A 25,522-nucleotide genomic window follows, 5' to 3' on the forward strand; every position below is an offset into this window, starting at 1 on the left:
TCCTGAGCACAGTGAAGGACCTCGTTGACATCCAGCAGAAACGCCGCTACAAGGAGCCGAAAAGCTTCTTGGTTAGCCTACAGAATGAACGTGGTTTTAATTTTCCACCGCCTTCAAACAATAAAATCCCTTTTCTGAAGTAGTTAATCTAAACACCAATCCCTAACTTCGGATAATAAAACGCAATTGATAATGAAGAAAATAAGCTTTACCCGTATTTCGGCGGTTTTCCTGCTGTTCGTGGGCAGTAGCACCCTTAATGTACAGGCGCAAATGTCCGCCAAAAAGATCGACCAGCTGGTTGAAAATACCATGAAAACGTTCGATGTGCCGGGCATTGCCGTAGCGGTAGTTAAAGACGGAAAAGTGATTCACTCGAAAGGCTACGGTGTCCGTTCGTTGAACACCAAGCAGAAAGTAGACGAAAATACGCTTTTTGGGATTGCCTCCAACAGCAAGGCTTTTGCCACCGCTTCCATTGCCATGCTGGTAGACGAGAAAAAGCTTAAATGGGACGATAAAGTAACCGACTACATTCCCGAATTTCGGATGTACAACCCTTACGTTACCGAAGAATTCACTATCCGCGATCTGGTTACGCACCGGAGCGGTCTGGGCCTGGGTGCCGGCGATTTAATGGCTTTCCCGGATTCCAATTCCTACACCATGCCGGAGATCATCCACAACCTCCGGTACCTGAAACCCGTTTCCGGCTTTCGCACCAAATACGACTACGACAACCTGCTTTACATGACTGCCGGCGAAGTGGTAGCCAAAGTAAGTGGCATGAGCTGGGCAGCTTTTGTAGAAGAACGCATGATGAAACCGCTGCAGATGACCCAAAGCGCCGCTACCTACAAACGCCTGAAAGATAAAAGCAACGTAATTGATCCCCACGCGCCGGTAAAGGGGAAAGTGCAGGTGGTTGACCGCTTTAACAGCGAAATCGGTCCGGCCGCCTGGGGCTTGTATTCCAACCTGATCGACATGAACAAGTGGGTACTGATGCAGCTGAACAAAGGCAAATTCGGCGAAGGCCAGAAAAACCGTTTGTTCAGTGAAGCTCAGCAAAATGAAATGTGGAGCCCGCAAACCCTGCTGCCGCTAAGCTCCTATAATCCTTACAACAGTCATTTTCTGGCCTACGGTTTAGGGTGGTTTGTTACCGATGTAAAAGGCACCAAACAGGTTTCACATACCGGTGGCATGCCGGGCATGGTAACCCAGGTAACACTGCTGCCGGATATGAATCTGGGTATTATTGTGCTAACGAATCAGCAGTCCGGTTCTGCTTTTACGGCTATTACGAACCAGATAAAGGACAGCTATTTAGGCATTAAAAATACTGACCGCGTAAAAGAATACAACGAGCGCCGTTTAGCCGGCGAAGCCCACGCTGCCAAAGTTGTAGCCAAAGTTGAGAACGAAATAAAAGAGCAACAGGCCAAAAAAGCTGCAACTATCGAGCCTTCTGCCATCGTAGGTACTTACAAGGACAACTGGTTCGGCGAAGTGGAGATCTTCGAAAAGCATGGAAAGACCTGGTTCAAATCGCAACGCTCGCCCAAGCTGATCGGAGAGATGCTGCCCTACAAAGCCAACACCTACATCGTAAAATGGCGCGACCGCAGCCAGGATGCCGATGCCTTCGTCATGTTCAGCCTCGACAACGACGGTAAAGCTACTAGCATTAAAATGAAGCCTATTTCCCCGCTAACCGACTTCAGCTTCGACTTCCAGGACCTGGATCTGTACCGGATAAAAGACGCTGCTGCTTCGCTTTGATTAACTATAAGGATTAAAAGCTAATAACTTATATCCGCCATTATTGGTGTTATTCCACCGTTGTTGGTGTTTTCACCATAGCCGTCATGCTAAGAAGAAAAGCTGGTTATTCCGAGCAACGTCGAGGAAACTTATACATACTTCTATGACAAAGCGAGCATAGCAAGATTTGTCTTACCGTTTAATTTTAAATATGCGGCTCCATAAGTTCCCTCAACTTCGTTCGGGATGACCCAATAAATTAGCTTAGCCTGACGGCTATGTTGTTTTCACCAACAACTTAGATGCCCCAAAAACCTGTTCCAGTCTGCAAATATGCGGCTTGAGCAGGTTTTTGTTTTTTCTTCCCTGGAAGTTGACTTAGTTTACATTACTATCCTTATCAGACATCAATAGAAATCGTCATCTCGACCGAAGGGAGAGATCTCAGGAATAAGGTAGAAAAGCCAGAATAAAAGCTAAACCAAAATGACGGGAACTTGCCTGACGTCGGGGTACCTTGAAAGTTATTTTCAACAACTACTGCAAACCCAGTGACAACAATCTGCCTCAAAATTGACAATTGTCATGTTTTCATTTACCGAATCTTCTGAACTTTGTATCGGAATTTGAAGAAATATGGAAAACCAGTTTAAAGCCCTAACCCTTTCGTACAAAAATGCCCCGATCGCCATCCGCGAACTGGTGGCTCTGAACGAAACCGGTTGCCGGAACCTGTTGCTTAAGATCAAAGAATACACTTCGGCGGAAGATGTGATGGTACTTTCTACCTGCAACCGCACCGAAGTTTATTATACCGCTGCAACCGATCTTTCCCGGGAGATCATTAAACTGATTGCCGTAGAAAAAGGCTTTATTGCTACCAAAAATATTCAGCCGTTTTTCCGCCACCTCACCGGCCAAGAAGGCATTAAACATCTTTTCCAGGTAGCTTTAGGCCTGCAATCGCAGGTAATGGGCGACGTACAGATTTTAAACCAAGTGAAGAACGCTTACCAGTGGGCCGCCGATGCCAATACCGCCGGACCGTTCCTGCACCGCCTCATGCACACCATTTTCTTCACCAACAAGCGTGTGGTAAACGAAACCGCTTTCCGCGACGGCGCTGCTTCGGTATCGTATGCTACGGTAGAACTGGTGGAAGAACTGACCCGCGAAATGAACAATCCGCGCGTGCTCATGATCGGGGTAGGGGAGATCGGGGCTGATGTTTGCCGCAACTTCATCAAATCCCGACTAAACAACATCATCATCACCAACCGCACGTTTGAGAAAGCCGAAGCCTTAGCCATTGAATGCAATGCTACGGCCGTTCCTTACGAAACGTTATGGGAAGAGATCCAGAAAGCCGATGTGGTTATTTCTTCCGTTCCCGGCGATGCCCTGTTCATCAGCAAAGAAGCCATCGAGGCCATGGGCGAATACCGCTACAAATTCTTCATCGACCTGTCCATGCCACGCAGCATCGACAATGCACTGGAAACTCTGCCGGGCGCATTCGTTTACAACATCGACAGCATCCGCAACCGTGCCACCGAAGCCCAGGAACGCCGCCTGGCTGCTATCCCGGAGGTGAAAAACATCATTGCCGAAGCTATGGCCGAATTCAAATCCTGGGCGCAGGAACTGGTAATTTCTCCGGCCATTCAGCAGTTCAAGCAAATGCTGGAAGAGATCCGGCAGCAGGAAATGGCCCGTTACCTGAAAAAGCTTTCCGATTCGGAAAAGGAACTGGTAGAAATGGTTACCAAAAGCATGATGCAGAAGATCCTGAAATACCCGGTAGTTGAACTGAAAGCTGCCTGTCAGCGTGGCGAATCCGAAAACTTACTGGAAGGCTTAACGGCTTTATTCAACCTTGAAAAGCAGGAGGCTTAAGAACTTATTTCTGCCTGGAAGTTCGCACATAAATACACCTGTCATCCTGAGCGCCAGCGAAGGGCCTCGTCGGCTTTCAGCAGTGCATTTACAATTTTAGCATTACGCCGATAGTTACGTCGCATCTGCTCAAAGTATAGAGCTACTGTACAAAAAAGTTGTACCGTAAATCAAAATTCTCTGTAGCGTAGGGTTTAAACCCTACGCTACAGAGAATTTCATTAATTCAAAGCAATTTCAAAAGATACTCTGGCCATTTTTGAGATAGCTTCAAGTTATTCTCTTACTCAAACAAATATAAATCAAGATATAGTTTTTAAAAAAGGGAAGCAGCACTACTGTTTCCCTTTTTTATTTTCTAAGCAGAAAGCTTAAAGATTAAATGACATTTATCACCAGAATCCTTGCAGCTGGTCATTTTTGCCGAAGCCAGAGCTTGGTACTTTTAACAAAAAATCGGTACTGAAAAGGCGGTAAAAATTCTGGCCATAATTCGCGGGTTACCGAACCTCCGTACTATTTAAAATCTTCCTTAACAGTTCCTGAAAATTGATCCAGTTTATGCAAAATTCTCCGCTTCATACTTTCCATATTCCCGTTATGGGCCTGGCGTTTTCCATCGATTCTCCGGTGAAAGTGGCGCCCTACGGCATTTCCTCGGTGGTATCGCTCAGCGACGATACGCTCATTGAACAGATGCGGGAATATTACAGCCGGAAGCACGAATTGCCGTATACTGCCATCACGCCGGAACAGGAAGATTACCGCGCCCGCCGCATAACTGCCTACCTCGACCTGCTCGATCAACTGGTTCAGAAGCAGATTACGGAAATCCGTCAGGAAGAATTTGCCGCTGGCTCCCGCCTTACCCAATACTTCAACTTATTACCGGATACTTCCCCGCTGAAAAAACAGTATCTCCAAATGCTCGAAACTTCAAACGACGCAGAAAAAGCATCGCAACAGGAAAGCCTTCGGTCCGCTATTCAACCCGGCAGCATCGATGTGAACATCATGACGAAGCTGGATAAAATGAATTATGCGAAAACCGGGGAAATGCTGCCTTCCGAATTTTCCGATGCTCTGGCAGCCTTGCGCGGCTTTGCCCGCAGCACGGTAGAATCATCGGTCATTTTTTCGGCGGGTATGAACATGCGGCTTTACAGTTACCTGGAGCAGTTCCCGGCCTTCTTTCCTGACCAGACCGGTTATCTGGCCAAGAAGATCATCATCAAGGTCAGCGATCACCGTTCGGCCTTTGTACAGGGAAAAATAATGGCCAAAAAAGGTTTGTGGGTTTCTGAATTCCGGATCGAATCAGGATTGAATTGTGGCGGGCACGCCTTTGCTACCGACGGCTACTTGCTGGGGCCGATCCTGGAAGAATTCCGCCAGAACCGCGAAGCCATGCAGCAGGATCTTTACGGGCTTTTTGCGGCCGCTTTAACTACCAAAGGCCTGCCGGTTCCTGCGCAAGCGCCAAAGCTCCGGATAACGGTACAGGGCGGAATCGGAACCACTGCCGAACAGGAATTCCTGTTACAGCATTACGGCGTAGATGGTACCGGTTGGGGCACCCCGTTTTTATTGGTACCCGAAGCCACTACCGTAGATGCGCAAACCATGCAAAAACTGGCGGAGGCTACGGAAAATGACCTGTACTTAAGCCCGATCTCGCCTTTAGGGGTTCCCTTTAATTCCTTGCGGAACACCAGCAGCGAAGCCCTGAAACAAAGCCGCATCGATAAAGGCAAGCCCGGCAGCCCTTGCGTTAAAAAGCATTTGGTTTCCAATTCCGAATTCACCGACCAACCCATTTGCACGGCCTCCCGGAAATTCCAGCGCCGGAAACTGGAGCAGCTGCAGTTACTGGACTTACCCGAAGCCGAGTACCAATTGGAAGCAAGTAAAGTACTGGCAAAAGAATGCTTGTGCGAAGGCCTCGCCAACACCGCTTTAATTGATTATGGCATGCCTCTAAAGCCGGCCAACAAAGGCGTAGCCATTTGCCCGGGACCCAATATGGCTTATTTTTCCGGCATTTTCAGCCTGAAGGAAATGGTAGATCATATCTACGGCCGCACCAACATCCTGAACAGCCTTTACCGGCCGCACATGTTTGTGAAAGAACTGAAAATGTACGTGGATTACTGGCAGAACCTGAAAAAGGAACAGCCGGCAATTCCTACCGATAAACAGCAAAAGTATCTTCGGACTTTCCGCGAAAACCTGTTGCAGGGCATTATCTATTACAAACAATTGCTGCCGCAAATATTCGAGCCGGAAACGGAAAGCGCCCTGCTGATGAAAGAAGAATTGTACCAGTTTGAAGAAGAATTAATGGCCGAAGAAATGGCCGTTGCCGGTTAATGAATAAAATTAGATTAAGCCGGATTTTCCGGTTCGAAACAGCTCACGCCCTGCAGGGTTACGACGGTGCCTGCCGCCGCATCCATGGCCATTCCTACAAATTAGTGGTTACCATTATAGGCGAACCTTTGCTGGATGAACTTCACCCAAAGAACGGAATGGTCATGGATTTCGGCGATCTGAAAAAAATAGTAAGCGAACAGGTGGTAAAGCCTTTCGATCATGCCCTGCTGCTGAACCAGACCGCTCCGGCTGATCTGGTAGCCCAACTCCGGAAAAATGATGAAAAACTAGTGCTTTTTCCGTATCAGCCCACCTGTGAAAACATGCTGCTTTACATCCGCGATCGCCTGCAGGAAAGCCTTCCGGACAACATCGGCCTGCACAGCCTGCAGCTTTCCGAAACCGAAAACTCCTTTGCCGAATGGTTTGCTGCCGATAATATAAGAAACTGATTCTGTCCTTAAGATCCCTTTAAAAACAACTGCCTTTAGAATTCAGGCGTTTACCGGAATAAGCTATTTTCTAGCCAATATTATTCCTGATTTAGTCTTGGGGCAACCTTTTGCCCGCTTCTTCTCGTTTGAATATTAGCTACTTATTATTTATGGGCTTTTTAAACGCAGGGGGCATGGATCACAAGGTACTCATTCTGAATCAGGATTATTCGGCAATTTCGTTATGCAGTGTTAACAAAGCATTCGTGCTTATTTATCTTGAAAAAGCAGAAATGCTGGAAAAAGCAGATAATGGTTTTCTGCGTTCGATTTCTTCCACTTTTCCTAAGCCCTCGGTTATCCGGTTGCAGCATTACGTTCACATCCCCTACAAAGGCATTTCCCTGAGCCGGCACAACATCATGAAACGCGATCATTTTCAGTGCCAGTACTGCGGAACCAGCAAAAACCTGACGCTCGATCATTTAATGCCCCGTTCCCGTGGCGGGAAATCTTCCTGGACGAACCTGATAACGGCCTGCGGCCGCTGCAATACCCGTAAAGGCGACCGAACACCGGAAGAAGCTGGTCTCACCCTGAAACAGTTGCCCAAGAAGCCAAGCCTCATTTCCTTTCTGCGGCAGCATGCCACTTCCCTGGATCACAGTTGGGCCAATTACCTGAAAGCAGACATCGTATAATTTTCACTTTTGTATGCGGAATCAATAAGGAATAATCAAATATTAAAGTATCGTGATCCTGGCATTTTTTCAGGTTATGTAATTAAGGCGACTTAACTTTATAATTCCTGATTCCTTTTTGTCCTTTAGATCCTTTCTGAAGACAGCCTTCCCCGAGGCCAGCTTCTTTTCAGTAAATGCTTCTGTTTTCGCGCAGTCTATAAATTCCACTTATCTGCAAAATGTATAGGGCATTTGCGGCTGGCACTTCGGTATTTATATTTTTACCGCCCTTACCTACAAAGCTTAAACAACGGAAATCTTTGATACCATTTGCAAGTAAGTAGCCAGACTAAAATAATCGTATAATTTGAAAGTAACTTTCATTTTGGAATATTCTGAAAGGAAGTAATTTTTATATTTTTAGTCTTGATACTAATATCCAGATACCAATGTCTTTTTACTTATTTAGATTCCTTGTTGAATGGTACTCCGGTTAAGCTTACCAGCGGCCTGAATCTGGGCTGGGCATTTTAAAACGGTAAGAGAAACGGCATAAAAAAGTGATAGATTGAAATTTCCTGAAACCTGCATAAAAAAGCCTCCCGCAATACTGCAGGAGGCTTTCGCTTTTAGATAAATTCAGGTTTACTGGATCAATACTTTGCTGATCCGGGATCCTTTCTCCGTTGTAATTTTCAGCAGGTAGGTGCCTTTGGAATACGTTTTTACATCAATTGTCCGAAGGCTTTCTTTCCCATAAATCGTTTCAGAAAGCAACTGTTGCCCGGTAAGGTTATAAAGCGTAATGCTTGCCTTCTGCTCCGGACCGCCAAGCTTTACGAAAACAAGTTCCGAAGCCGGGTTAGGATATACCTGAACGTTCAGATCGGACAGATCGCCGGCAATACCGGTATTAATTATGTTCACCGCTACGGACGGTGCAGATGGACAACCGTTTGTACTGGTGGTTACCACGGTATAAGCACCGTTAGCCGTAGCCACGTAAGTCTGGCCGGTTGCGCCTGCAATGGCAGTGCCATTTAAGTACCACTGGTTTCCGGTAGCCGCACTCGAGGTAAGGGTTCCGCCGCTCTGGGTAATGGTTGGGGTAGCCGGCAGCGGATCAACCGTTATGTTGGTAGTGGTACTGGTGCTGGTGCAATTTGCGGTACTAGTAGCTACTACCGTGTAGGCTCCTGCAGAATTTACAGTATATGTTGGCGTGTTTGCCCCAGGAATGGCAGTCCCGTTTAAGAACCACTGGTAGATTACCCCTGTAGTGGAAGAGCTTCCCGTAAGCGTAACCGTGTTACCCTGGCAAATGGTAGTAGGCCCGCCTGCCGTTATGGTAGGCGTAGCCGGCATACCATCTGTAATTGCAGTAATGGAAGAAGGTGCACTGTTGCAATTGGCAACGGTAGCAATTACTGTGTAGTTTCCGGCAGCCGTAGCAGCATAAGTAGCATTCGTGGCTCCTTGTATGGCAGAACCATTTAAATACCACTGGTAGGTTGCTCCGGAAGTGGTAGTTGCTGCTGTTAAAGTTACTGATCCGCCGCTGCAGACTCCGGTTGGTCCTCCCGCGGTTATGGTAGGCGTAGCTGGCGGCGTGTTAATGGTAACCTGAACCGGAACGCGTGCCGAAGGACAGGCCCGGGTAGAAACCGACCAGTTATAGAAGTAATAATACCTTGGAGATGTATTAACCGGGAACTGGAAATTATTTCCGGTTATGCTCACTACGCCCGGCAGGGTATAAGGGAAACTGGCCCCGGCAGTGTTGCGGTAAAGTTGTCCGGTACCGCTGTTATAAGTAAATACCCCTAAACCATAACCATTTCCGGTTGGTACATCCAGGCCTAAGAATACCGTATGCGCTCCGGCTCCTGGCAGCGTAACTGTTACTGAATCGATGCGGTTGCCGGTAAGCGTATCAAATACGCCGATGGTGGCCGTTAACGGTCCGTCGCTGAAAAGCTTCACAGAATCGATCCGGATCGGAACAAGGGCATTGAAAACGGTATAATTGGAGAAGTTTCCGTAGCCGCCGGCGCCAATGGTATTACTGGTCGGGCCAACTTTCCCGGCTGGCGCTGCCCGGAATGCCTGTACATGGTAGGTAGTACTAGCCGTCAGGTTACCGGTTGTGAAAGAACTTCCCGTACCTACTTCGTTGCCTCCCGTGGCTGCATCGTAGTACACAAAAATATCGGCGTTTGGCGCAGAGGCAGTAATGGTGGCTGTACCCGGTCCGCACCGTGAAACGTTCGCCGCGGTAACGGCTCCGGCTTGTACGGCATTAACGGTTACTGTTTTTGTATTGTCAGTCGGGTCGGCATCGTTCGGGGTATTTACAGTGGCTGCAATGGTATAAGGCCCGGCTGCGGTTAAATTAACCCTGGCGGTAAAACAATAACTTGCGGAAGCACCCGGTGCAATAGTGCCGGTAAACGTTTCAGTTACCGGGCTGGTGCCATTAACGGTAAATGAAACCGGGAAATTGGAAAGCGCAACGCCCCCGCTATTCAGAATGGTTACGCAAACCTGTTCGGTAGCGGTAAACGAACAGCTGTTTACCGGACTGGTAATGGCCAATAATTCTGCATTCGGTGCCGTGTATGGCATCAGTACCGGTTCAATGATGAGGCGGTAACCGAAGGCCAGTTGGCCGGGAACCGTTCCGCCGCCTATTGGTCCGGTAAAGAAAGTGTTGAACCGGGTCAGGGGTTCGGATTGTACGCCTAGAGGGAAATAATTAGTCGCAGATGGGGTGGCTGCCATTCCCACGTAGAAACTGGTATTTGTAAGTACCGGCGGGCTGGTAATGGTAAAGTCCTTTAAGGTATTTAAATCGGCTGTCTGAATAATATAATTGTCGGAACGGGCTATTTGTGTACCGGCAGCATCCTGAATGACCGCATAAACGGTTTTAGTCACATTATTCGGATCCGAACTGATCATAAGCCGCACCGTTGGGATGGAAACCGTTTGAGTACCGCTAAGGGTGTATTTGGCCAGTAGGGTGCCATTGGGCGCTACAGGTCTTAAAGCTGTGGAAGCAACCGGCGGATTCCCTTCCGCATAAGAAAGCGCATCGTTGGTTACCAGTTGGGCATAGGTGCCGGTGTTATTTCCGTTGTAATCATCATTCGGTACCGAAACGGTAATCGTGTTGCTTCCGGCAACGGTAGGGGTATAGCCCGGAAAAACCACAGCTGCAGTGTCGCCAGCTGCAATGCTGGCAAGGGTAGCGGTGGTATTAAACGTATTCGCCCCGGTAACGGCCAGTGAAACGGTTACATTATTCTGGGCATTTCTTCCCCGGTTTATAACCAGAGCGCTTACCACATGCGGATTAACTGCCGGAAGGATCGGCAGTTTCCCTAAGGAAAAAACCTGGGCAACCTGTAGGTCGTTAGGGGGTGGCGTGTAGCCTAACTGCAATACGGGCCTGAAGTTGCTGGCGTTGGTTAAGGTGGCTGGTAAAGCTGTACCTGTGCCGGTTATCAGTCCGTTTGTAAGGTTGGTGTTTGCATTATAAATGGCAGATGCAGCCGATTTGGTAGTGGCATTCCATTCGTAGGCCAGGTACATGTTCCCGCCGGTATAAGTGAAAGGCGTTTGCAGGGTTACGTTAAAAGCGCCGGCCGTGGTAGGAATGGTTAAAGGGCCGTTATAAACCAGTTGCATGGCCGTTGGGGTAGAAATAATATTGGCCCAGTTGCCGCCGCGGCCGTAGGTTGCGTCGGCAGTATTTACGAGGTAAATTTTAATGGTGCCGCTCGCCGCCGCGGCTGCAGGTGTCTGGATATTAAAGCCCAGGTGGGTTATGGCCGTATTCGGGATCAGGGTGAGTTCGGTGCCCAGGTATAAAGCGGCAGTTCTCTGAAAATCAACAGAGCCGTTAGGGCCCCGGTTGGAACCGGAGGTTCCATTAGCAATCGGAGGAGCCTGGACGTAGCGGGTTTGCGCCAGGGCATAGGTGCTGCTCAGGAAAAGCATTAACAGGACGGCCAGCATAATCCGGCCACTTTGGTTTTCAGGCCTGGCCACCTGTTTTTTCCTAAGCCATTGTCGAAGAGATAAACGTGTTTCCATTGTGTTTAATTTGAGGGTTTATTAATTCAAAAGGTTAAAAAGTAGACATAGCAATGCCGGCACTATTTATTAATAGCGTGAAACAGATATTGTTACTTTGGGAAAACTGCTGGCAGTTTCCCTTTCAAATGGATGGAGAGTAAAGGCAATATTCCCAAAAAGAAGATTCCGGGTTTGTACCTGGGTTTATAAAGGAGCGAGTATGTGTTATCAAAAGTAACCCTTTTTATCACAATTCCAAATTAAATTTATTAAACTTAACACGGGTGCAATAAATGGCCATACGGAAAATAAACTTTCTTGTTCGGCTTTATGCCTTCTTATTTTTTCAGTTTAGCACCTGAATTAAACATTTTTACTAATAGCAGATTTTTGTCCGGTACATATACCCGGGTTTTCCTGTCTATCTCCGTAAAGGTTATTTCGGATCATTTTCCGATGACGAAAATTGTACCATTCTTTTTTTTACTTCCAGGCACCCATTCATTGATCCGTTTGCTGAAGCAGAAGGCAAATTGATTTACCTATTGCCTTTTAGATAGCAAGCGAGTGCAAAACAGTCCGGTTTAGGACGGAAAAACTACTGCATCTTAACAGTAGATGATGCTTTTCGATTGGGTTTCTACCGGCCGGTCTGAAATTCAACCAGATAGCGCCTCCAATAGCAAGCAAATTCCAGCTTCTCATTTTACTTTCCGAATATAAAGTCGTAACTTTGCGCACCGTTCGGGTGAGCGGTTCCGGTTTTAACCGGATTATTTTAAACTATATGCCGGCGAAGGGCTCCGCTTGCCGGTGTTTAACAGGAGCAAATGCTATTATATGAGCAATCAAGTAGAAGATTTCGACTGGGACAAGTTTGAAACCTCAGGTTTCGGCGGTGGTTATTCCAAAGCTGAGAAAGCTGAAATGGAAAAAATGTATGAAGATACATTAACTACCGTTCAGGAAGAAGAAGTCATTAAAGGAACAGTTGTTGGTATCACCGATCGCGACGTGATCCTGAACATCGGTTTCAAATCAGACGGCCTGGTTCCGATCTCTGAATTCCGCGACCAGCCAGACCTTAAAGTTGGCGACGAGGTAGAGGTATTCATCGAAGATCAGGAAGATCCAAACGGTCAGCTGATCTTATCCCGCAAAAAAGCGAAAATCGTTAAAGCCTGGGATACTATTTACAAAGCCCTTGAGAACGACACCGTTCTGGAAGGTCTGGTTAAGCGTCGTACCAAAGGTGGTCTTATTATGGACCTGCACGGCGTGGAAGCCTTCTTACCAGGTTCACAGATCGACGTGAAGCCGATCCGTGACTTCGATATCTTCGTGGGTAAGAAAATGGAAGTGAAAGTTGTGAAAATCAACGCCGCTTTCGACAACGTAGTAGTATCGCACAAAGTCCTGATCGAGAAAGATCTGGAGCAGCAGCGTTCTGCCATCCTGAACAACCTGGAAAAAGGTCAGGTGCTGGAAGGCGTGATCAAGAACATGACAAACTTCGGTGTGTTCATCGATCTTGGTGGCGTAGACGGCTTACTGCACATCACCGATATCTCATGGGGCCGCATAAACCACCCTTCCGAGGTATTAGAGTTAGACCAGAAAGTAAACGTAGTAGTTCTGGATTTCGACGACGACAAGAAACGTATTTCTCTGGGTATGAAGCAGCTTACGCCGCACCCTTGGGATGCTCTTTCTACTGACATCGAAGTTGGTTCACGCGTGAAAGGTAAAATTGTTAATGTAGCTGATTACGGTGCGTTCTTGGAAATTCTGCCAGGTGTAGAAGGTCTGATCCACGTTTCTGAAATGAGCTGGTCTCAGCACCTGCGTAACCCACAGGATTTCATCAAACAAGGCGATGAGATCGAAGCAGTGGTGTTAACGCTGGATCGCGAAGAGCGCAAAATGTCTTTAGGCATTAAGCAACTGACCGAAGATCCTTGGACCAAAGAAGATGTTCTGACCAAATACGGCGTAGGCACGAAACACACAGGTGTGGTTCGTAACCTGACCAACTTCGGTCTGTTCATTGAGCTGGAAGAAGGCGTAGACGGTCTGGTACACGTATCTGACCTTTCTTGGACGAAGAAGATCAAACATCCTTCTGAGTTCGTGAAAGTGGGTGAGAACTTAGACGTAGTAGTTCTGGAATTAGACGTTCCGAACCGTCGTTTAGCGTTAGGCCACAAGCAGCTGGAAGAAAACCCTTGGGATACTTTCCAGTCTGTATTCACAGTAGGTTCGGTACACAAAGCTACTATCATCGAGAAATCTGATCGTGGCGGCGTGTTAGAGTTACCTTACGGCATCGAAGGCTTCGCTTTCCCTAAAAACCTGGTGAAAGAAGATGGTTCTGTTGCAGAAGTTGGCGAACAGCTGGATTTCAAAGTAATGGAATTCTCCAAAGACGATCGTAAGATCATCCTTTCTCATACCAACGTTTATTCTGACCCGAAAGAGGATGCTGTTAAAGCTGACAAATTCACGAAGAAGAAACCAACCGGTGAGAAGAAAGAAGTGAAAGCTGACAAAAAAGGAACTGATAAAGGAGAGAAATCTACTTTAGGTGACTTAGATGCACTTTCTGCCCTGAAAGACAGAATGATGAGCGACGAGAAAGAAGCCGGCGTTCAGAAACTGGAAGCTGCTGCAAAAGCAAAGAAAGCTTCTACGGATGAAACTGCTTCTGAAGAAACTGAAGGTTAATTCCTGAAATTCTGAATAAAGAAAAACCCGGCCAACAGGTCGGGTTTTTTTATGCCTGAAACCTAGCGTTTTAGCAAAAAGGCACGAAAATTCTTGCCCGATTGTTTGAAATAATGCGAAGAAGGTGTATGTTTGCATCATCAAAACGGTGACGTGGCCGAGTGGCTAGGCTCAGCTCTGCAAAAGCTGCTACAGCGGTTCGAATCCGCTCGTCACCTCTGAATATTGAAAAGCCCTGCATAGGAAACTGTGCAGGGCTTTTACTTTTTTCTGCCTTTCCGATAGCATTTCTAAGAAATTTATAATAACATTGAAAATGATTTGCTTGTAATATTTCTCCTTAGATCTTATGCAGAATATGAAAAAGGCAATGCTACTATTAGCGCTGGTCTTAACAAGTGGCTTTGGTTTTGCTCAGAAAGGCCAACAGACTGTTGGTTTGTTAATGGGTGTCAATCGGCTTACTTATTTTGAATTTTACGATAATGAATTCCGTGACGGGCCCTTTACGGAATCAGAATTTTCACCCTTAGCCGGTGTTTATTATGATTATAATATCAGCAACCGGCTTGGAATTAACCTGGCTACCCGGTTTTTAGTCAGTAAAACTGAATATGACTGTTCCGAATGTCGCTTTATAGATGCGCCTGCTTTCCCGTTAAAAAGTATAACCAAGCTGTCATACCTGGAAATACCTGTTAATCTGGCTTTAAATCTTAATAAGAAAGAAACAGCTTCATGGAAGTCCTATGTCTTATTTGGCTATACTCATAGCCGGTTAATTCAGGCAAAGCGAACCGACCTTAGTACAGGTAAGGAGGAAAAGCTGGATATTTCTGCTGATTTCCGTACCAACCATTATTTAAATGCCGGGTACGAGGTCAGACATACCATTAAAGACAAATATGAGCTTGCTTTTAATCCTTACTTTCAATTTGATTTCTTAGGGGCGCCAACTAGAAATTTTTTGGGCTTACAGGTTAAAATCGGAAAAAGCTGGAATAGGTAATTGGGGTTGTTTACAAGAAAGGTTGACTTGCAGAATTTTTTGAAGATGCTGCCATTTAATTTGAAATTATACCTGATTGCTGCAACGGCTATGTACAGCCTGGCGTCTTAAGGCAAGAATAAGATACCTTATGAAGAAGATAATTTTAGGATTATGCTTTTGCATCTCCAGCTTAGCCGGTTTTTCGCAAAAAGGACAACAAGTCTTAGGCGTTCAATTTGGTGGCATGGTTCCAACAACCGGAATGTTTAATGAGTACAGGCCATACAGGCCGCAGGTTTCGCCGGTTGCTGGAATTGCATACGATGTAAACTTCACCCGAAGAGTAGGAATAAGCGTGGCAGGCCTTTACCGGTACTCGCCCGAACAAATGGGCAGTTATAGCAGTAGGATTTTCGACGATGGATTGGGATATATTCATAATCCTTATTTCCTGAAAGATTTTTCGTACCTGGAAGCTCCCGTAAATTTGGCCCTGAACCTGGATTGGAAAGAAACGACTGCTTTTAAAACCTACTTCGTTCTTGGTTACACTTACAGCCGGTTAATTCATTATAACGTTACAGATTCCAAAGGAAAAAATATTCCGGACCTTATACCAAAGCATTATGGTTTACAGCGGGATTTTCATTACCTGAATGCCGGGGTGGAAATCCGCCATAATTTCAAAGAAAAATACGTGCTGGCCTTCGGTCCGCAGGTTCGATTCCTGATAAACGAGTATTCCGACGTAGGATATTTAGGCTTTAATCTGAAGGTAGGGCGGGTTTTATAAGCTGATCGTTCCGGCCATCAAAATCAGTTTAAGGAAGTAGCCCTTTACTTTTTTAACTCAGGCAACGCTTAAATTGCTAATAGCGTCTTTATAGTAATTGATCTTATTATGAAGAAGCTGGCCTTTTTGATCTTGTTTTACTTTATTGCTGCTTTTGCCTTCGGATAAATCGGTAGGTTTTAAGCCGGAAAAGTACCGTATGCTGCAAATTCAATCGCTTTTCAAAAAGGCTGAATTTACCAAGGAAAAGAACAGCTTTCAGAATAAAGATCAGCGTGTAAATTAAAGTATATTTAAAGCATAATCTTTCCTATACAAGAATAAAAAAGCCGCCCTGAATTAATCAGGACGGCTTTTTTGATTTAAACGCTACCGTTACTTATTTCAGCGTAAAAGTAGTTTTACCGATCAGGTGACCTTCGGCGTACAGTTCAATAATGTGCTGGCCGCGCTTGTATTCGGCGCCTTTCGCGTACACAAAAGATACTTCCTGGCCGGAGTTATCGAACAGGATGTCGCGCTTGGCGGTGTAGAACGTTTCCTGGCCGTTAACCGCGAAAGTACCGGAACCCATAGCAAGGTTATACAGGGCAGCGCCGTCCGGTTCGATCAGACGCATCATAATTTCCTTATTTTCCTTTTCGGCTACTTCGTTTTTCGCCAGGCGGAAAGCCACTTTAATTTTATCTACGCGCTTGGCCCGGAATTCCTCATCCGAATCTTCGCGCTCTTTGCCTTTCTGGTTAATGGTGGTTACCTTAATATACTGGGCTTCCAGGCGGGAGGCCAGCGCCACTTTTTCCGACAATACCTGGTTCGTGCGGCGAACAGTGGTAATGGTATCGGAAAGCTGGTTCTGACGGGTTTTCAGGGTATTGTTTTCGCCGTAAAGCACTTCGTTGTCTTCCTTCAGGCGGGCAATTTCCTCATCTTTCTTCTTCAGCTGGATCTCGAAATTAGCAGCACGTTCTTTGAATTTCTTCTGATCGGCAATGCTAAAGCTGCCATTGCGGAAAGAGCGAAGTTTTTTCAGGTCGGCTTCCAGGGATACCATTTTAGCCTGCAGCGAATCGTTGGAAAGGCCCATGGCCTGCAGTTCCTGGTTCTGGCGTTCGAAATCTGCTTTCAGAGTTTCGTATTGTTTAATACGGTCTTCCAGTTCGGTGTTCTTTAACCGGATGGTTTCTTCCTGCTGGTCGATTTTTTGTTTGGTCTGATGCTGCATGTAAAACAGAATGCCGTTAATACTCAACAGCACCAGAATAAGCCCAACAACCAGGAATTTACGGTTACTGTTGCGCTCAGTAGATTGATCACTCATAAAAGTTTGTTTTTAGTGGATTTTAGTTCAATTTGCAATTCACCAGCTGCAAAAATACAGCTATCTGCTGCACTTGCAAGGCTGTTTATGAAATACTTAGCTTTAGACTTTGTTTATGAAAACGAATTTAGACAGTAATTATTGGCAAAACCGCTACGAAGAATTGCAGACCGGCTGGGACCTCGGCGCCGTTTCCCCGCCCTTAAAAGCCTACTTTCAGCAGCTTTCGAACAAAGAACTGAAATTACTGGTTCCGGGTTGCGGCAATGCCTACGAAGCGGAATATTTATGGCAAAACGGGTTCCGGAATGTTTTTGTTGCCGACCTTGCCGAAGCTCCTTTAGCAGCCTTAAAAGCCCGTATTCCGGACTTCCCCGAAGCCCAATTATTGCACCAGGATTTCTTCCTGCTGCAGGATACTTTCGACCTGATAATAGAACAAACCTTCTTTTGTGCCATCGAGCCGCGAATAAGACCCGATTATGCCATAAAAGCTTTTGAATTGCTTAAGCCCGGCGGGAAACTGGTAGGTTTGCTTTTTAATACCGAATTCCCCCAGGCAGGACCGCCCTTTGGCGGCACCGAAAACGAATACCGCACATATTTCGAACCCTTCTTTCATTTCCGTACCTTTGCCACCGCTACCAATTCCATAAAACCCCGCGCCGGAAAAGAATTGTTCATGATCCTGGAAAGGAAGGGGATTTGAGGATTTGCAAATGTGGAGATTTGAAGATTAGAAAATTTGGAAATGAGGTAATGTGTGAAAAAGGAAATCACGGCCTATTACACTATCAAGTTAATTACTAGAATTTGCTTGACGGGATTTGTAATCCCGTCTTAACCGAGTCGTGGGATTTGTAATCCCACTTTCTAAAAATTAACTTGAATATGTACTAGGTAGATTACCTGATTTTCGATTTCATTCCATGGCCATTTTTTCTTCTGCTAACAATATTAATAATATATATTCCAGAAAGCCACGTTAATTATCTAATCATTAGTTACTAATCACTAATCATTATTCACTAATCACTAAAAATGAATATTCCCAATTTAAGAAATACAGAATCCGGAAACTTCTTTTTAATGGCTGGACCATGCGCCATTGAAGGCGAAGAAATGGCCCTGGAAATTGCTGAACGTATTAAAACTATTACGGACCGCCTGCAGATCCCTTTTATTTTTAAAGGTTCCTACCGCAAAGCCAACCGTTCCCGCCTCGATTCCTTTACCGGCATCGGCGACGAAAAAGCCCTGAAAATTTTGCGGAAAGTAGGAGAGACCTTCCAGGTGCCAACCGTAACCGATATTCACGAAAGCTCGGAAGCTGCCATGGCGGCTGAATACGTGGATGTATTACAAATTCCGGCTTTCCTTTGCCGGCAGACCGACCTGTTAGTAGCTGCTGCCAAAACCGGTAAAACCGTGAACGTGAAAAAAGGCCAGTTCCTTTCCGGCGAAGCCATGCAATTTGCCGTGGGTAAACTCCGCGATTCCGGCAACGAAAACATCATCCTGACCGACCGTGGCAACTCTTTTGGTTACTCTGATATGGTAGTCGATTTCCGCAATTTACCGATCATGCAAAGTTTCGGCGTACCGGTAGTTATGGACGTAACGCATTCGTTGCAACAGCCTAACCAGACTTCCGGCGTTACCGGCGGCCAGCCTGCTTTAATTGCCACCATTGCCAAAGCCGCCATTGCGGTAGGAGTAGATGGCTTGTTCATCGAAACGCACCCTACCCCGGCTACCGCCAAATCGGACGGCGCCAACATGCTGGCCCTGGATAATCTGGAAGCCCTTCTGACCCAATTGGTAAAGATCCGGCAGGCGATCAGATAAAATATATTCCAATTATTTTTCTGAAACAATAGCCTTTTCAATAAAAAACCGCAGCACCTTAAATGCTGCGGTTTTTTATTGAAGGTCTAAAGTCTAATATCTATTGTCTAAAAGTCTGATTTCAATACCAAATGGTAAAATATTCTTTCACCTGACTTTTTCGGAAGAAAACGATACCGATCTGAAACAAATCCAGCGAAACAGTAACTTCGGGCATGGCTGAGATCTCTTTCCAGGCGCGTTCCATTTCCGGGCTCCAGTAAATATCGTCTATTATAAAAACGGATTCTTCGTGGGCTTTGGCCAGGCATTGCCGGAAATAACGCATGGTAGGTTCGTAGCGGTGGTTGCCGTCGAAGTAAACAAAATCGAGTTTCTCTACTTTTTTTAGCTGCTCGGTTAGCGTTTCGTCTAAATTTCCTTCTATTAGCTGCACGTTGCCGAGTTTTAATTGCCGGAGATTGTCAGCAGCAATTTTAGCGGTTTCCGGGCAACCTTCAAAGGAATAAACGGTCGTGTTGCGGCGGGCAGAAGCCAGGTAGGCGGTGGTGAGTCCTAAAGAAGTGCCGAGTTCAAAAATGGTTTCCGGGGCAAAGCGGTTTACCAGCCGGAACAGGAGCTGGGCATATTTGGCCGGTTTGGCCGCGGTTTTAGCAATATCCTTTATTTTCCGGACGGAACCGGCATTTGTGCGGGAACCCGCGCCGAAGTCTTTCACGGAAATTTCCCGGTCATCGTCCAGCAGGTTGGCCCGAAGGTCTTCGATGAGCAGAAAAGCATGGTATTGGCCGCGGTGCAGGATTACATTATGCTGCAGGTCGAAAACGAACGGCGAATGAATGCCGTGCAGGCGGGTAGAGCGAAGCCGGTATTGCGCAAAGCGAAGCGCCAGGCGAAAAGGAATCACCAAACTTTTAATTTAATTTATAAGGAACAATCAGAACGAACTCCGGAATATTAACGGTGAATTGCTTGCCGTCTACCAGGCGTTCCATGGTATAGTTACCGAGCATCTTACCAATGCCGGTCTTTAAATTGCAGCCCGAAACGTACTGGTGCGAATCGCCGGGTTCGAGCACCGGTTGCTGGCCCACCACGCCTTCGCCTTCCACCTCCCGAACCGTGCCATTAGAATCGAAGATCTGCCAGTAGCGGCGGAGTAATTTTACGGTAAACTCGCTGTTATTCTGAATGGTAATTTTGTACGCGAAAACAAAATGTTGCTGCCCCGGGCTGGAATAGTCCGGGAGATAATTCGTAGTAACTGTTACTTGAACGCCTTGAGTAGTTTGGGTATCCATAAAAATGCAGCGTAAAATTTTGTCTTCTTAACAGCTCTTTTCCGGGATAAGTTTACGTAATATTACGCGGTAAACAAATAATTGGTACTGATTTATCCGTGAAAGGTAAAAACTAGCTTATGAATGTAAAGATAGAAGAAAGCTGGCAAAAAGTATTGCAGGACGAATTCGAAAAACCTTACTTTAAAGAACTTATTCAGTTTGTAAAACAGGAATATGCCACTACTCAGGTATATCCGCCCGGCAAACAAATCTTCCACGCTTTCGAAGAATGCCCCTTCGATAAAGTAGAGGTGGTAATATTAGGCCAAGACCCGTATCATGGCCAAGGACAAGCAAACGGGTTGGCTTTTTCGGTAAACCACGGAATAAGAACGCCGCCTTCCCTAAGAAATATTTTCAAGGAAATAAAAGACGATCTGGGCAAGGAAATTCCGGACAACGGCAACCTGGAACGCTGGGCCGAGCAAGGCGTTTTACTGCTGAATGCCACCCTAACCGTACGAGCCAATACAGCGGGTTCGCACCAGAATAAAGGCTGGGAAACGTTTACCGACGCCGCCATTAAGAAAGTATCGGACCTGAAGGAGAACGTGGTATTTATGCTTTGGGGCGCCTACGCGCAAAAGAAAGGCGCCATCATCGACGCAACCAAGCACCTGGTCCTGAAAGCCGCGCACCCTTCCCCATTTGCCGCCGACAAAGGCTTCTTCGGAACCCACCACTTCAGCAAAGCCAACGCTTATTTAAAAGAGCATGGCAAAAAGGAAATAGACTGGTGAATTAAATGGTTAAATTGTTTAATGGTTAAATTGTTTAATGGTTAAATTGTTGATCGTTCAATTCCTCCGTAGCGTAGGGTTTAAACCCTACGCTACGGAGTGAACAGTTTATGAACTGCCGATTATTAATTCTAAAACACTATGATTTTAGCCTTAAAAACTAAAACATAAAAAAAGCGCTGAGGATTTCAGCGCTTTTCTTTTTATGTCCTGATTAACCAACAATTTAACCATTTAACAATTTAGCCATTTAACTTAATCAATCACTTTAAAGATCCGGTTCCAGCGGATGCGGCCGGAAACACCACCATTCGGGTCCATCGACATCCAAACCAGCACGGCTTTGCCTACGATGTGGTCTTCCGGTACAAAACCCCAATAGCGGGAATCGGCGGAATTATGGCGGTTGTCGCCCATCATGAAATAGTAATTCTGATTGAAAGTATATTCCGTGATCGGCTTTCCGTCTAAGCTGATAATGCCATTTTCGTAGCTTACGTTTTTATTGCCTTCATATTTGCGGATCACCGGCTCGTAAATCGGGGTGTTTTCCGGGGTAAGCTTTATGGTCAGGCCTTCTTTCGGGAGCATGATCGGGCCGTAGTTGTCGCGGTTCCATTTCAACAGGGTGGGAGCGTGCGGGTAAACTTCCGGATCGGCATTGCCGGGTACGTCTTTGTCGAGGTGAATGGCTTTGATAAAATCCATGCCTTCGAACTGTTTGGCTTGTTGCGGCGTGCAATCTACCACGTAACCACCTTGTATCGGCGAAATACCGGCTAAACTAATACCCAGGTTCCGGAAAAAGTCGGCATCCAGCATGCTACTGGTTTCGATCAGGTAGCGATTCTGCATGCCTTCCGGATTTTCCAGCGGTTTGCCGTTAATGTAAACCTGCATCTCCTTAATTTCAAGTACATCACCGGCAATACCTACGCAACGCTTAATGTAGTTGGTGCGCAAATCCGGCGGGTGCTGCTCTTCAAATGGCACGTTAAACACCACCACATCGTTATTCTTCACGTGGGAAAAACCCGGCAAGCGGTATTGTTTCAGCTGAATAAGATCGGAATAGGAGGGAATGTTGGTACCCCAGATAGTCTGGTGCGTAAGCGGAACCTGCAGCGGCGTAATTGGCGTGCGCGGACCGTAGTGCAACTTGCTTACAAAAAGGTAATCGCCCACGAGCAGCGAACTTTCCATGGATGGGGTCGGGATAGTATATGCCTCGAAGGTTGCCCAGCGGATTAAAGTAGCCGCTACTACGGCAAACAGAATGGCGTCACCCCATTCCCGGAAGAAGCCTTTTTTAACGGGTGGTTTGGTATCCTTTTTTTTCCAAAAAGTTACACTCATATTTTCTGGTTTATAAGTTCAACAGGTCCTTCATGCCGAATACCCCTTTTCTGCCCGGCAGCCATTCGGCCGCCATCAGTGCGCCGGAAGCAAAACCGGTGCGGGAATGTGCTACATGGCTCAGCTCAATTTCATCGATGGCCGTTGCATAACGCACTACGTGGGTTCCTATTACATTTTCCAGGCGTTCGGAAATGATAGGAAGTTTTTCATCAGTAGCATTTTCTTCCAGCGCCCAGCCATTCAACTCCGGATAGCTTTTCAGAATGCCTTCTGCTGCCGTAATAGCCGTTCCGCTGGGTTTGTCTACTTTTTGCAGATGATGAATTTCCTTGATCTGTACCGCATAGTCGGGGTATTGCTGCATTCGCGAAGCAATATATTCATTAAAATGAAAAAACAGGTTAACACCGATGCTGAAATTAGAAGCATAAAAGAAACTTCCGTTATTTTCCTTGCATGATTCCGAAGCTTCGGCAAACCGGTTTTGCCAGCCGGTAGAACCTGAAACCACCGGGATCCCGTTTTTCAGGCAGTAGGAAATATTGTCGAAAGCAGCTTCCGGATGGGTAAATTCAATGGCTACGTCGGTATTGGTGGAATTGAATCCGGAGAGTTGGCCGGCGTTTTCATGGGTAAGTTTTCCGACAATTTCGTGACCTTTGGCCAAAGCCAGTTCTTCGATGGTCTTACCCATTTTGCCGTAACCGATCAGCAGTATTTTCATTATTTTTTTAGTCGGAGGTTAAGCGATAAAGCCGGAACCGGCGCCTGTCCCAGTGCTGCATATTGTACCGCCGGCTGCACGTTCAGGCTCAGGTCATCGCTGATATCGAATTCGTTTAGATGGGCGCCTACGTTCGCTTCCATTACGTTCAGGCCGTAAGCAATAAAAGCAAAAATGATGGTAAGATCGCGGTTCCGGCGGTAAAAATCGCGGTTATTGCGCAAGGTCTGCTGAGTTTCCGGAATCGGCGAAACGGTATTCGGATCGTTATCGATCGTGGTCAGGTAAGCTTCGAGGTACCGCTTATATTGCCGGTTGTTTTCTATTATAAAGTAGCCCAGGGTTCCGCCCACGGCATATACTACAGGTACTTTCCAGTAATCTTTATTGTAGAACTGCCCCGCGCCCGGAATAATGGCAGAATAGATTGCAGCCCGTGCAGGTTTGCTTAAGCCAGGTTTGTTGACTTTCGGGGGCGTAACGTCGGCGTTTTTGGTAACTACCGTGGTAGTATCAGGAACAGAAACGGTTTGGGCTTTTACCGAAACGCTAGAATGAACGAGGCAAAAAGTAAATAACCCAAACAGTGCTGCGCGTACCTGCATAAAAACGTTAGTAGTTAAGAATTTCCAAAATCCGGTTCAGGTCGTCGGTCGAAACGAACGGGATCTTGATCTCGCCTTTACCTTCCGGAGATGTTTTTACGAGAATCTTCGTACCAAAGTGACTGGAAAGACGGGTTTCCACGCGTTTTACTTCCGCTTCGTACTCGGCCGGAATATCGGCGCGGTCTACGGTTTCTTTTTTAGGCTTGGAAAGGTTGCGTACCAGTTCTTCTACTTTACGCACGGAAAGTTCTTCGGCAACGGCTTTTTTATAAACTTCCAGCTGCAGGTCCACATTCTCGATGTTGATCAAGGCGCGGGCGTGACCCATGGAGATCTGGTTGTCGCGCAAGCCGATCTGGATATCCGGCGGCAATTTTAACAGGCGGAGGTAATTGGTAACGGTTGTCCGTTTTTTACCTACGCGGTCGCCAAGTTCTTCCTGTTTCAGGTTACATTCCGAAAGCAAACGCTGGTAGCTTAAGGCAATCTCGATGGCATTCAGGTTTTCGCGCTGAATGTTTTCGATCAGGGCCATTTCCAGCATCTGCTGGTCGTCGGCTTTGCGGATATAGGCCGGAATGGTTTCTAAACCAGCCAATTTGGAAGCCTGGAAACGACGTTCCCCGGAAATCAGCTGAAAAGTATTGGCATCGAGCTGACGCACCGTGATCGGCTGAATAATGCCCTGAACTTTAATGGATTCGGCAAGTTCTTCTAACGCGGTTTGGTCGAAGTGCGTGCGGGGCTGAAACGGGTTCGTTTCGATCTGGGATAAAAGGATCTCTGCGATGGTATTTACTTCGTGTAAGATTTGAGGATCTACTTTCTTATCGTAACTGCCTTCGATCAGGGCATTCAGACCCCGGCCGAGGCCGCCTTTTTTCTTTACCGGAATTTTATTCTCAGACATTAATTTTAGATTATTCGATTATTCGATATTCGATTGTTCGACCAAATCCTTTCAATTTGAAAAGATGGCTCATTCAGGTCAACAGGTTTACAAGAGTCCGAATTCCCGAAAATCGAAAAATCGAACCTCGAACAATCGAATATTCTTTTCTACTTTGCCAGTACGGCGTTTTTCTCTACAATTTCGCGGGCCAGGTTCAGGTAGCTGATGGCGCCTTTGCTGTCGGCATCGTGTAAAATGGCCGGCAAACCGAAGCTCGGCGATTCGCTCAGCTTCACGTTCCGCGGGATGATGGTATCGAACACCATTTGCTGAAAATGCAGCTTTACTTCTTCCACCACCTGGTTCGAAAGGCGCAAGCGCACATCGTACATGGTAAGCAAAATGCCTTCAATTTCCAGGTCGGTGTTCAGGCGCGACTGAATGATCTTGATCGTGTTCAGGAGTTTACCCAGACCTTCCAAAGCAAAATATTCGCATTGTACCGGAATAATTACCGAATTGGCTGCCGTAAGGGCGTTTACCGTGATCAGACCCAAGGAAGGGGAACAGTCGATGATGATGAAGTCGTAGCGGTCGGAAATTTTCTTCAGCGCTTCCTTCATCTTTTCTTCCCGGTTCGGCAGGTTTATCATTTCCACCTCAGCGCCCACCAGGTCGATGTGCGAAGGTACCAGGTCCAGAAAATCTATATTCGATTTAATGATGATGTCTTCCACGTTCAGGCCATCTACCATGCATTCGTAAATGCTCTTGGAAATATCGCCCGGATCGAAACCGATACCGGAAGTGGCATTGGCCTGGGGATCGGCGTCTACCAACAGGGTTTTGAATTCTAAAGCAGCCAAACTGGCCGCCAGGTTTATAGCTGAAGTTGTTTTACCAACACCACCTTTCTGATTTGCTACAGCAATTATTTTTCCCATCT

General features: G+C 46.4%; 20 protein-coding genes and 1 tRNA gene. 12 read left to right on the forward strand and 9 right to left on the reverse strand.

All coding sequences use genetic code 11. The features are described 5' to 3' along the window. The first annotated feature begins 192 nt into the window (after positions 1 to 192). The 5 genes from F0P94_RS02445 (at position 193) to F0P94_RS02465 (ending at position 7,171) form a co-directional block, all read left to right on the forward strand. Entirely contained in the window at positions 193 to 1,785 is a 1,593-nt protein-coding gene (locus F0P94_RS02445; RefSeq protein ID WP_150902104.1) for a serine hydrolase, read from the forward strand. A 618-nt stretch (positions 1,786 to 2,403) separates the two neighbouring features. Then, on the forward strand, positions 2,404 to 3,663 hold the full coding sequence (gene hemA, locus F0P94_RS02450; RefSeq protein ID WP_150902105.1) for a glutamyl-tRNA reductase: 1,260 nt from the start codon (positions 2,404 to 2,406) through the stop codon (positions 3,661 to 3,663). Between the two features lie 561 nt (positions 3,664 to 4,224). Next, entirely contained in the window at positions 4,225 to 6,033 is a 1,809-nt protein-coding gene (locus F0P94_RS02455) for a nitronate monooxygenase family protein (RefSeq protein WP_150902106.1), read from the forward strand. Continuing rightward, the gene (locus F0P94_RS02460; protein WP_150902107.1) at positions 6,033 to 6,488 is read left to right on the forward strand and encodes a 6-pyruvoyl trahydropterin synthase family protein; all 456 of its coding nucleotides are present in this window, start codon (positions 6,033 to 6,035) and stop codon (positions 6,486 to 6,488) included. The genes F0P94_RS02455 and F0P94_RS02460 overlap by 1 nt, the downstream gene beginning before the upstream one ends. Before the next feature lie 176 nt (positions 6,489 to 6,664). After that, positions 6,665 to 7,171 carry an HNH endonuclease gene (locus tag F0P94_RS02465; protein ID WP_150902108.1) on the forward strand — a complete coding sequence of 169 codons (507 nt, stop codon included), beginning with the start codon at positions 6,665 to 6,667 and terminating at the stop codon, positions 7,169 to 7,171. A gap of 627 nt (positions 7,172 to 7,798) precedes the next feature. Here F0P94_RS02465 and F0P94_RS02470 read toward each other — a convergent pair. Further along, on the reverse strand, positions 7,799 to 11,251 hold the full coding sequence (locus F0P94_RS02470) for an Ig-like domain-containing protein (protein ID WP_150902109.1): 3,453 nt from the start codon (positions 11,249 to 11,251) through the stop codon (positions 7,799 to 7,801). Positions 11,252 to 12,073: 822 nt separating this feature from the next. Here F0P94_RS02470 and rpsA point away from each other — a divergent pair. The 4 genes from rpsA to F0P94_RS02490 all read left to right on the forward strand — a co-directional run bounded on the left by rpsA (position 12,074) and on the right by F0P94_RS02490 (position 15,741). Next, positions 12,074 to 13,957: a 30S ribosomal protein S1 gene (gene rpsA, locus F0P94_RS02475; protein ID WP_150902110.1), complete on the forward strand. Its 1,884-nt coding sequence runs from the start codon at positions 12,074 to 12,076 to the stop codon at positions 13,955 to 13,957. A gap of 147 nt (positions 13,958 to 14,104) precedes the next feature. Beyond that, a tRNA-Cys gene (locus F0P94_RS02480) sits at positions 14,105 to 14,175 on the forward strand. A 140-nt stretch (positions 14,176 to 14,315) separates the two neighbouring features. Then, a complete protein-coding gene (locus F0P94_RS02485; protein WP_191906886.1) occupies positions 14,316 to 14,966 on the forward strand; it encodes an outer membrane beta-barrel protein in 651 nt (216 codons plus the stop codon). Between the two features lie 130 nt (positions 14,967 to 15,096). Continuing rightward, a complete protein-coding gene (locus F0P94_RS02490) occupies positions 15,097 to 15,741 on the forward strand; it encodes a hypothetical protein (RefSeq protein WP_150902112.1) in 645 nt (214 codons plus the stop codon). A 379-nt stretch (positions 15,742 to 16,120) separates the two neighbouring features. Here F0P94_RS02490 and F0P94_RS02495 read toward each other — a convergent pair whose 3' ends face one another. Further along, positions 16,121 to 17,062 carry a hypothetical protein gene (locus F0P94_RS02495; protein ID WP_150902113.1) on the reverse strand — a complete coding sequence of 314 codons (942 nt, stop codon included), beginning with the start codon at positions 17,060 to 17,062 and terminating at the stop codon, positions 16,121 to 16,123. 115 nt (positions 17,063 to 17,177) lie between these two features. Here F0P94_RS02495 and F0P94_RS02500 point away from each other — a divergent pair, with 115 nt between their 5' ends. Continuing rightward, positions 17,178 to 17,771 (forward strand): methyltransferase domain-containing protein, encoded by a 594-nt coding sequence (locus tag F0P94_RS02500; protein ID WP_150902114.1) that lies wholly within the window; start codon positions 17,178 to 17,180, stop codon positions 17,769 to 17,771. Positions 17,772 to 18,103: 332 nt separating this feature from the next. Next, positions 18,104 to 18,910, forward strand: coding sequence for a 3-deoxy-8-phosphooctulonate synthase (gene kdsA / locus F0P94_RS02505; RefSeq protein ID WP_150902115.1), 807 nt, complete (start codon positions 18,104 to 18,106; stop codon positions 18,908 to 18,910). Positions 18,911 to 19,031: 121 nt separating this feature from the next. On the opposite strand, the gene F0P94_RS02510 is transcribed toward kdsA, so the two are convergent. Further along, on the reverse strand, positions 19,032 to 19,817 hold the full coding sequence (locus F0P94_RS02510; protein ID WP_150902410.1) for an O-methyltransferase: 786 nt from the start codon (positions 19,815 to 19,817) through the stop codon (positions 19,032 to 19,034). 7 nt (positions 19,818 to 19,824) lie between these two features. After that, positions 19,825 to 20,211, reverse strand: coding sequence for a Co2+/Mg2+ efflux protein ApaG (gene apaG / locus F0P94_RS02515; RefSeq protein ID WP_150902116.1), 387 nt, complete (start codon positions 20,209 to 20,211; stop codon positions 19,825 to 19,827). 119 nt (positions 20,212 to 20,330) lie between these two features. Between apaG and ung the strand changes: the two genes are divergently transcribed. Then, positions 20,331 to 20,993 (forward strand): uracil-DNA glycosylase, encoded by a 663-nt coding sequence (gene ung, locus F0P94_RS02520; protein WP_150902117.1) that lies wholly within the window; start codon positions 20,331 to 20,333, stop codon positions 20,991 to 20,993. A 255-nt stretch (positions 20,994 to 21,248) separates the two neighbouring features. Here ung and lepB read toward each other — a convergent pair whose 3' ends face one another. The 5 genes from lepB to F0P94_RS02545 form a co-directional block, all read right to left on the reverse strand. Beyond that, on the reverse strand, positions 21,249 to 22,349 hold the full coding sequence (lepB, locus tag F0P94_RS02525) for a signal peptidase I (RefSeq protein WP_150902118.1): 1,101 nt from the start codon (positions 22,347 to 22,349) through the stop codon (positions 21,249 to 21,251). A gap of 10 nt (positions 22,350 to 22,359) precedes the next feature. After that, on the reverse strand, positions 22,360 to 23,076 hold the full coding sequence (dapB, locus tag F0P94_RS02530; protein ID WP_150902119.1) for a 4-hydroxy-tetrahydrodipicolinate reductase: 717 nt from the start codon (positions 23,074 to 23,076) through the stop codon (positions 22,360 to 22,362). After that, entirely contained in the window at positions 23,076 to 23,681 is a 606-nt protein-coding gene (locus tag F0P94_RS02535) for a DUF5683 domain-containing protein (RefSeq protein WP_150902120.1), read from the reverse strand. Before F0P94_RS02535 ends, dapB begins: the two co-directional genes overlap by 1 nt. A 7-nt stretch (positions 23,682 to 23,688) precedes the next feature. Continuing rightward, positions 23,689 to 24,594: a ParB/RepB/Spo0J family partition protein gene (locus F0P94_RS02540; RefSeq protein WP_150902121.1), complete on the reverse strand. Its 906-nt coding sequence runs from the start codon at positions 24,592 to 24,594 to the stop codon at positions 23,689 to 23,691. A 149-nt stretch (positions 24,595 to 24,743) separates the two neighbouring features. Beyond that, positions 24,744 to 25,520 carry a ParA family protein gene (locus F0P94_RS02545; RefSeq protein WP_150902122.1) on the reverse strand — a complete coding sequence of 259 codons (777 nt, stop codon included), beginning with the start codon at positions 25,518 to 25,520 and terminating at the stop codon, positions 24,744 to 24,746. Positions 25,521 to 25,522 lie beyond the last annotated feature (2 nt).

Origin of the sequence: Adhaeribacter soli (assembly GCF_008727925.1) — a bacterium.
Taxonomy (GTDB): Bacteria; Bacteroidota; Bacteroidia; order Cytophagales; family Hymenobacteraceae; genus Adhaeribacter_A; species Adhaeribacter_A soli.

Excerpts from the sequence above, each read along its gene's own strand:
- F0P94_RS02460 (WP_150902107.1), top strand. The coding sequence starts at position 6,033 with ATGAATAAAATTAGATTAAGCCGGATTTTCCGGTTCGAAACAGCTCAC.
- F0P94_RS02455 (WP_150902106.1), top strand. The coding sequence starts at position 4,225 with ATGCAAAATTCTCCGCTTCATACTTTCCATATTCCCGTTATGGGCCTG.
- F0P94_RS02535 (WP_150902120.1), bottom strand. The coding sequence starts at position 23,681 with ATGCAGGTACGCGCAGCACTGTTTGGGTTATTTACTTTTTGCCTCGTT.
- F0P94_RS02470 (WP_150902109.1), bottom strand. The coding sequence starts at position 11,251 with ATGGAAACACGTTTATCTCTTCGACAATGGCTTAGGAAAAAACAGGTG.
- rpsA (WP_150902110.1), top strand. The coding sequence starts at position 12,074 with ATGAGCAATCAAGTAGAAGATTTCGACTGGGACAAGTTTGAAACCTCA.
- hemA (WP_150902105.1), top strand. The coding sequence starts at position 2,404 with ATGGAAAACCAGTTTAAAGCCCTAACCCTTTCGTACAAAAATGCCCCG.
- kdsA (WP_150902115.1), top strand. The coding sequence starts at position 18,104 with ATGAATATTCCCAATTTAAGAAATACAGAATCCGGAAACTTCTTTTTA.
- F0P94_RS02485 (WP_191906886.1), top strand. The coding sequence starts at position 14,316 with ATGAAAAAGGCAATGCTACTATTAGCGCTGGTCTTAACAAGTGGCTTT.
- F0P94_RS02540 (WP_150902121.1), bottom strand. The coding sequence starts at position 24,594 with ATGTCTGAGAATAAAATTCCGGTAAAGAAAAAAGGCGGCCTCGGCCGG.
- F0P94_RS02490 (WP_150902112.1), top strand. The coding sequence starts at position 15,097 with ATGAAGAAGATAATTTTAGGATTATGCTTTTGCATCTCCAGCTTAGCC.
- ung (WP_150902117.1), top strand. The coding sequence starts at position 20,331 with ATGAATGTAAAGATAGAAGAAAGCTGGCAAAAAGTATTGCAGGACGAA.
- F0P94_RS02500 (WP_150902114.1), top strand. The coding sequence starts at position 17,178 with ATGAAAACGAATTTAGACAGTAATTATTGGCAAAACCGCTACGAAGAA.
- apaG (WP_150902116.1), bottom strand. The coding sequence starts at position 20,211 with ATGGATACCCAAACTACTCAAGGCGTTCAAGTAACAGTTACTACGAAT.
- dapB (WP_150902119.1), bottom strand. The coding sequence starts at position 23,076 with ATGAAAATACTGCTGATCGGTTACGGCAAAATGGGTAAGACCATCGAA.
- lepB (WP_150902118.1), bottom strand. The coding sequence starts at position 22,349 with ATGAGTGTAACTTTTTGGAAAAAAAAGGATACCAAACCACCCGTTAAA.
- F0P94_RS02495 (WP_150902113.1), bottom strand. The coding sequence starts at position 17,062 with ATGAGTGATCAATCTACTGAGCGCAACAGTAACCGTAAATTCCTGGTT.
- F0P94_RS02465 (WP_150902108.1), top strand. The coding sequence starts at position 6,665 with ATGGATCACAAGGTACTCATTCTGAATCAGGATTATTCGGCAATTTCG.
- F0P94_RS02445 (WP_150902104.1), top strand. The coding sequence starts at position 193 with ATGAAGAAAATAAGCTTTACCCGTATTTCGGCGGTTTTCCTGCTGTTC.
- F0P94_RS02545 (WP_150902122.1), bottom strand. The coding sequence starts at position 25,520 with ATGGGAAAAATAATTGCTGTAGCAAATCAGAAAGGTGGTGTTGGTAAA.